The sequence below is a fragment of the Xanthomonas melonis genome (assembly GCF_020783655.1).
GTDB classification, from domain to species: Bacteria; Pseudomonadota; Gammaproteobacteria; order Xanthomonadales; family Xanthomonadaceae; genus Xanthomonas; species Xanthomonas melonis.
The window spans coordinates 137,308-143,307 of the sequence record NZ_JAJGQH010000016.1 but is presented as its reverse complement, the minus strand read 5'-3'; the positions used below and the strand labels follow the sequence as shown (position 1 = coordinate 143,307).

6 protein-coding genes are annotated in these 6,000 nt (G+C 56.0%); 5 read left to right on the top strand and 1 reads right to left on the bottom strand.

From position 1 onward, the window contains the following. Positions 1-298 precede the first annotated feature (298 nt). Positions 299-1,255 carry a DUF932 domain-containing protein gene (locus LL964_RS16580; protein WP_104588251.1) on the top strand — a complete coding sequence of 319 codons (957 nt, stop codon included), beginning with the start codon at positions 299-301 and terminating at the stop codon, positions 1,253-1,255. Beyond that, the gene (gene radC / locus LL964_RS16575; protein ID WP_228329470.1) at positions 1,252-1,752 is read left to right on the top strand and encodes a RadC family protein; all 501 of its coding nucleotides are present in this window, start codon (positions 1,252-1,254) and stop codon (positions 1,750-1,752) included. Before LL964_RS16580 ends, radC begins: the two co-directional genes overlap by 4 nt. 49 nt (positions 1,753-1,801) lie before the next feature. Here the strand turns inward: radC and LL964_RS16570 are convergent, their stop codons facing one another. Next, positions 1,802-2,188 (bottom strand): helix-turn-helix domain-containing protein, encoded by a 387-nt coding sequence (locus LL964_RS16570; RefSeq protein WP_104588252.1) that lies wholly within the window; start codon positions 2,186-2,188, stop codon positions 1,802-1,804. Positions 2,189-2,465: 277 nt separating this feature from the next. Between LL964_RS16570 and LL964_RS16565 the strand changes: the two genes are divergently transcribed. The 3 genes from LL964_RS16565 (at position 2,466) to LL964_RS16555 (ending at position 5,956) form a co-directional block, all read left to right on the top strand. Further along, entirely contained in the window at positions 2,466-3,503 is a 1,038-nt protein-coding gene (locus LL964_RS16565; RefSeq protein WP_104588253.1) for a hypothetical protein, read from the top strand. Between the two features lie 114 nt (positions 3,504-3,617). After that, positions 3,618-4,598 (top strand): IS5 family transposase, encoded by a 981-nt coding sequence (locus LL964_RS16560; protein ID WP_104588254.1) that lies wholly within the window; start codon positions 3,618-3,620, stop codon positions 4,596-4,598. Between the two features lie 647 nt (positions 4,599-5,245). Continuing rightward, entirely contained in the window at positions 5,246-5,956 is a 711-nt protein-coding gene (locus LL964_RS16555) for a MobA/MobL family protein (protein WP_104588255.1), read from the top strand. Positions 5,957-6,000 lie beyond the last annotated feature (44 nt).

Genomic DNA, 6,000 nt, shown 5'->3' with positions numbered 1-6,000 from the left:
CGAACAAGACCCCGGGTGGGTCAGATTTACTTCGGCGATCCAACGAAAAGTGGGTCAGATTTAAATCGGCGTTGACATCCGTTCATTGACTGAGTGATCTGATGAGGGACAAGTCTGAGTTCCTGTACTGCGTTTTCATTGTTGCGGCCTCCATCTTAGCTGCCGTAGCGCGCTGTTCCTTTGCTCCCAGTGGTTCGGAGTTCTTCCGAAACAACTGATTCATCATTCATAGGCACCGCACAAGGCCCGGCATCGTCCGGGCCTTGTGCGTTTATGTCGCCGCATTTAGGAGAGAAACGTGCATCTTGTTGAATCGATGGCATACAAGGGCCAGACACCTTGGCATGGCCTGGGTAACGAGCTGGGCAAGCACCAACCCATCGAAGTCTGGAGGCGCCAAGCGGGTATGGAATGGGAGATAACAGAATCAGAGGTGCGTTACACCACGCAAGGCCCCGGCTCAGATGGTACCGGCACCTTTCCTGAGCAGAAGGTGCTCTATCGATCGGACACTCAGGCGCCGCTGGCGGTGGTGTCCAAGCGCTTCCAGGTTGTACAGCCTGGCGAGATCCTGGAGTTCTACCGCGATCTGACAGCACTTCACGGGTTCGAACTTGAAACTGCCGGCGTCCTGCGTGGCGGAAAGAAGTTCTGGGCCTTGGCCAGGACCGGACAGAGCACCGCATTGAAAGGGCGCGACAGAGTCGATGGATACCTGCTGCTAGCAACAGCGTGCGACGGGACACTGGCGACGACAGCGCAATTCACGTCCGTTCGCGTGGTATGCAACAACACGCTGCAGATCGCCGTGGATCAGAGTGCGGGGGCCATCAAGGTGCCACATCGCAGTCAGTTCCATCCCGACGCTATCAAGCGTCAACTAGGCATCCTCGTTGGCGAGTGGGACGGCTTCGTGGATCGGATGAAGGCATTGTGCGATGTGCCCGTCCCTCCGGATTCTGTGGAGGGACTGCTGCGTCGTGTGTTGGTGTATGGAGGCTCGAAGCCGGGCTCGGCAGTTGTGAATGAACAGGCAGTGACAAAGGTGCGCGCGCTGTACGAGGGTGGTGGGCATGGGGCAACCCTCTCCTCCAGTCGCGGGACTGCATGGGGTGTGCTCAACAGTCTGACCGAGTTCGTTGACCATCACCGGCGTGCGCATAGTGATGACAACCGCCGGGACGCTGCCTGGTTTGGGTCGGGGGCTGCAATCAAGCGACGTGCGTGGGAAGAGGTTCTGGAGCTGACCCCATGATGGCGCTACCGCAACTCCTGGATGGGTCTGGGATTGGCGCCATCGCTGCAGCAAGGGTTCGGGAGAACCGGACAATCACTCGCGCGCTCAAGATCATCGAGCGGCGTGCGGCTCAACGCGACCAACTGATGGATAGCCCTGACGCCGGCGGCAAATTCTTCCGGCTTCGGCTGGCAGACGAACCACGGGAACACTTTGAGGTTGCCTTCCTGGATGTCCGGCACCGGCTCATCCAGGCAGAGCGTCTGTTCTCCGGCTCGGTCGACCAGTCCACGGTGCATCCGCGCATCGTTGTCCAGCGCGCGCTGTCACTGAACGCGGCGGCAGTTTTGCTAGCGCATAATCACCCCAGTGGTGATCCAGAGCCATCGGCTGCAGATCAGGCTGTGACCAAACGGCTTGCGGAGGCCTTGGCATTAGTGGATGTCAGGCTGCTCGATCATTTCGTTGTGACCAATCGAGCGGCGCTATCCATGGCGGCACGCGGCCTGATTTGAGCAGCCAGTCCTACCTCCTGGACCGAGCACGGTCCAGGAGGTGCTGAGGCTACTCTTCGGCTGGGCTTAGCTTGCCCGTGTTGCTCACGAGCGCAAGTAGCCTAGCCAGTAACGCCGGATCGGAACCCAGTGCTTTCAATAGGAGGGTGACATCGGCCTGCTGGGCTTGGTCGACCTGCGCGATTGCAAGGATGGCATCAGCCATCTCTGGGGTCTCAGCCAGGAGATAGGCAGCGGGAACCTCAAGAGTCTTGGCCAGCTGGTCAAGGCTGTCAAAGCCTACGGCCGATGCCTGTTGCTCATAGCGGTTGATCCGCGTTGAGCCCTTCTCTTTACCCAGTCCCATGCGGTCACCCAGCCCGCGCTGACTCAAACCACGGAGTTGTCTCGCCTGGACCAAGCGTGCAGCAAAAAGCGAGCGAAGGGTTTCGGACACTAGAAAACACTGAGCAAGACTGAGCTTTGAGCATGACGAAACCACCGCTACTATGGCAGACTCTACACTAGAAGTAGAGTGTGATTGAGTCAACGAGCATGGAGTGAAAGCCGAGCAAGCCGGCGCAACATAGAGAGGAGACGTTCGCTATGGAGAACAGGGAGCGGCTATAGGTCGAAAAGACATCCCGGCAGAACGACAAGAACAGACAGCGCTCCTGCGGCCGACTTGGTTAAGCCAAGCCGTCCCGCACCACATTTCAAGCCATAGGGAAATCATGAAGCTTAATTTTTTTGCTGCCATCGCCGCCTGCGTAGTTCTGTACGGCTGCGACAACGATGGTGCGCCTAAGATAAGTCTGGATGAGAAGCTTACATGCGGCTCATTGATTGAGGCACGAGCGACCAACGATGCCGTCACTTACGGGAACATCTGGAAAATGCCGATAAATGCGGCAGCTCGGACTTATGGTACGTCTACGGAGGTTGAAGCGTACTTTAGGAACTCAGTCTTGACGGATTCCGGGCTAGTAGGTGATATGCACCAAAAGATCTATGAACAATGTGTCGCTGACAGCGATAGATCCGTGGCAAGCGCTTTTAGGGATGCTCTGAATCAATCTTTCGAGCAGAACAAGAAATCGCCCAGCGCCGGAATGTGCGCCGCCTTCAACGATGGACGCATCACGATAGCAAGTGTCATGGCGCTGGTCATCGCGAGGGAGGGTAAGTTAAATGCCCAAGTTGACCCCGGGGATCCTCGCATTCCGATTTATCAGGAAAAGTTGAAGGCGCAGTGTGCTATAGATCCAACTTCTCGCTTATTGACGCACATTCAAAGAGTCACTTCGGAACTGACGGAAAAAGAGCAGAAGGACAGACAGCAGGCCATGGATCAAGCAAAACAGGCGTTCATTGCTGATACTCAAGCGCAGGCGGAGAAAGTGATATCAGATGTAGCTGTCGGGCGATTGCCGACGTGCGCACAGATGGTGCGTATCAGTGCTGACGGTAATTCTGAGAGTAGGAAGGTGGTCGATGATGTAGTCGCTCTTGCAACCGATGCTGCTCTTGCGAGGCTTCCCATTGATCAAGCCGCCTACACTCGGTGGAATATAGAGAACAGCGCTCAAGGCGTGGGATTCGACTCGTGTGCTGAATCCGGAGGAGACATGGCTGACGCAGTTGCGCAATACAACTGGTCGAAAGAAGAAGTTGGCCCTTGGGCTGAACAGAACGAGTATTTAATGCAGAAAGAAGCGGCCAAGCGAAGCGGCGAGGAGAGCGGGGAAGTGGAAATAAAACATGGCATCTGATTTATATTTTTTAATATATTTTGAAATATATTCGTGCGCTTATATCAACTAAGAAAGGTCTGATCAACTCACCGCAGATGCGCGACACTATCGCCTTATGTAGAGGATTCATCCATGCAGCTGACGTTCGGTGACGCTGAGGGCTTGGGCAAGCGTAAGCAGACCCGGCGCGAGATCTTTCTTGCCGAGATGGAGCAGGTTGTTCCGTGGCAGCAACTGCTTGCCCTGATCGCGCCGCACTATCCAGTGTCGGGGCGGCCAGGTCGGCAGCCGTACGCACTGGCGACGATGTTGCGGATTCATCTGCTGCAGCAGTGGTATGCGTTGAGCGATCCGGCGATGGAAGAAGCGCTGCACGAGATTCCGACCTTGCGGCGTTTTGCCCAGCTCGGTGGGTTGGACGATATTCCCGACGAGACCACGATTCTCAACTTTCGGCGCCTACTGGAGACCCATGGCCTTGCCGCACGGATGCTGGAAGCGGTCAACGCGCATCTGGCGCGCAAGGGTCAGAGCCTGCGGTCGGGCACGATCGTCGATGAGACGCTGATCGCTGCGCCCAGTTCGACCAAGAACGCCGACCATGCGCGCGACCCTGAGATGCATCAGACCAGGAAGGGAAATCAGTGGTATTTTGGGATGAAGGCGCACATCGGCGTGGATGAGTTTTCCGGGCTGGTACACCATGTCCATTGCACAGCGGCCAATGTCGCCGATGTCACGGTGACGCACGCATTACTGCATGGCAAGGAAGACAGCGTGTTCGGCGACAGTGGCTATACCGGGGCGGACAAACGCCAAGAACTGCGGGACTGCCAAGCAGTATTCTTCATCGCCGCCAGGCCCTCGACGATGCGGAGCATCGGCAACACACGCGAGCGTGCACGGGAACAGCGTTGGGAACACTTCAAGGCCAGCGTGCGCGCGAAGGTGGAGCATCCATTCCGGGTGATCAAGCGCCAGTTTGGCTACACCAAGGTCCGCTATCGCGGTCTGGCCAAGAACACGGCACAGGTGCTGACCTTGTTTGCGCTGTCAAACCTGTGGATGACGCGCAAGCAGTTACTACCTGTGATGGGGAGCGCGTGCCTGTAACCCGGGCGATTCCCAAGGAAAACGCCATAAATGGCGAGAACCCGAGGCTCCAAACGCGACTCTCCGGAGCGATGCCACATTCCGCCCTGTCAGGCATCGTTGTTCAGACCTTCCTTAGCTCCACTTTTGTCGACCGCTAAAAGCGGGGGGATTACCCGGGGTAGGTGCGCCCGTAATCGGGGTGATACCCCGAAAAATGCGCCAAAAAGCGGAAAAAACGTAGGTCTGAGCGCGGCCACCGCGACCGATGTGGCTTATCGCATCATCTGATCGCGCTGATTAGACCTTCCCTAAAGGCTAAGTGGCTCGTCCAGTTCGCGTTGTATTCGGCGATTCTGGCAAATGTCAGTGGAAGATGCGCGAGTCATGTCGTGTTAGGGGCGCAGAACGCGGCTCTACCTCTCGACGCCTGGAATCTCATCTGTATGGAGCTGATCTGTTTTTTTTTACTTGCTAGCTAACCGTATGTGGAGAAGGACTTGTAATGGATCGAGATGGCTGACTGAGTTGCGCGATTGCCCTAGGGGCGAAGCCTTCGCGCACTTACCGTTTCGATTTAATGCAGTTACAAGCAATGGTTCACATGCCGAAGCCGGCGAGCACATCGCCGGCCTTTTTTTCATACCGAACAAAAGGGTAGTAGATAGATGGCTAGTTTTCATTTTGAGCTCAAGAGCGGACGCAACGGATACGAACATGCCTGTTACGTGGCAAGGCATGGCTTTCATAACAAGCGTGGGGACTTGATCGCCTCCGGATACGGAAATCTTCCCGCATGGGCAGAGGGTGACCCGCATACACTGTGGAAAGCAGCAGAGAAGTTCGAGCGCAAGAACGGCTCTGTGTACCGTGAGGCGATCATTGCATTGCCGGCCGAATTGAACTTCGAGCAGAACCAAGCGCTTATGAAGGAAATTGTGTCGAAGCTTGCCTCGGGAAAACCGTACCAAGTCGCCATGCATGCGCCCAAGTCATCACTCGAGGGCGAGTTCAATCCTCATCTCCACTTGATGACTTCAGATCGCATGGATGACGGGATTGAGCGGCCGGCCGAACGCTTTTTCTCACGATACAACGCCATGGATCCGGAGAAAGGTGGACGCAAGAAGGCCGGTGGTGGGCGAAACCGCATGCAGCTCCGAGATGAGATGATCAGCAAACGCAAGATGGTGGCCGATACTATCAACCACCATCTTGCACTCCACGGACATGAAACTCGAGTTGATCACCGTAATCTCAAGGATCAGGGCCTGGTGAGAAAGGCCGAGCGGCACCTCGGACCCGCTAGGATTAGGGGAATGTCTCCGAGTGAAAAATCCAGCTACGTCTCGCTACGTCGCAAATTGTCTGGCACTTGATCTTCCGTCCGGTTTTCCGTGGCGTTAAAGTTTAAAGAAGTTTT

Bases quoted from the DNA above. Each gene is read 5' to 3' on its own strand.
- radC (WP_228329470.1), top strand. From the start codon at position 1,252: ATGATGGCGCTACCGCAACTCCTGGATGGGTCTGGGATTGGCGCCATC.
- LL964_RS16565 (WP_104588253.1), top strand. From the start codon at position 2,466: ATGAAGCTTAATTTTTTTGCTGCCATCGCCGCCTGCGTAGTTCTGTAC.
- LL964_RS16560 (WP_104588254.1), top strand. From the start codon at position 3,618: ATGCAGCTGACGTTCGGTGACGCTGAGGGCTTGGGCAAGCGTAAGCAG.
- LL964_RS16555 (WP_104588255.1), top strand. From the start codon at position 5,246: ATGGCTAGTTTTCATTTTGAGCTCAAGAGCGGACGCAACGGATACGAA.